The sequence below is a fragment of the Bacteriovorax sp. DB6_IX genome, from assembly GCF_000447775.1.
GTDB lineage: Bacteria > Bdellovibrionota > Bacteriovoracia > Bacteriovoracales > Bacteriovoracaceae > Halobacteriovorax_A.
On sequence record NZ_AUNJ01000383.1, the window covers coordinates 1 to 280 of the forward strand.

Genomic DNA, 280 nt, shown 5'->3' on the forward strand with positions numbered 1-280 from the left:
ATCCTTCTGGAGTTATCTGTGAAATAATGGATGATGATGGAAGTATGGCGAAGACGGATAGGCTTTTTGAGATTGCTAGAGAACATGACCTGAAGTTTATTACGATTAAAGATCTTGTGGACTATAGAAAAATGGCACAGGATTTAGTAAAAGAAGAAACAATTATTAAAGTTAATCATATTGAAGAAAATGGAGTCTTAAATGCCTAGAAATTTAGAAGGACATTTAAATGCATCTGGTAAGAAATTTGCGATTGTTGCCGGAAGATTTAACGAATTNA

1 protein-coding gene is annotated in these 280 nt (G+C 33.0%); it reads left to right on the plus strand.

Going from position 1 to position 280, the window contains the following annotated elements; genetic code table 11:
- Positions 1 to 209, plus strand: a 209-nt coding sequence (locus M901_RS12220) for a 3,4-dihydroxy-2-butanone-4-phosphate synthase (RefSeq protein ID WP_034722051.1), incomplete at its 5' end; no start/stop codon positions are given.
- Positions 210 to 280: the final 71 nt, after the last annotated feature.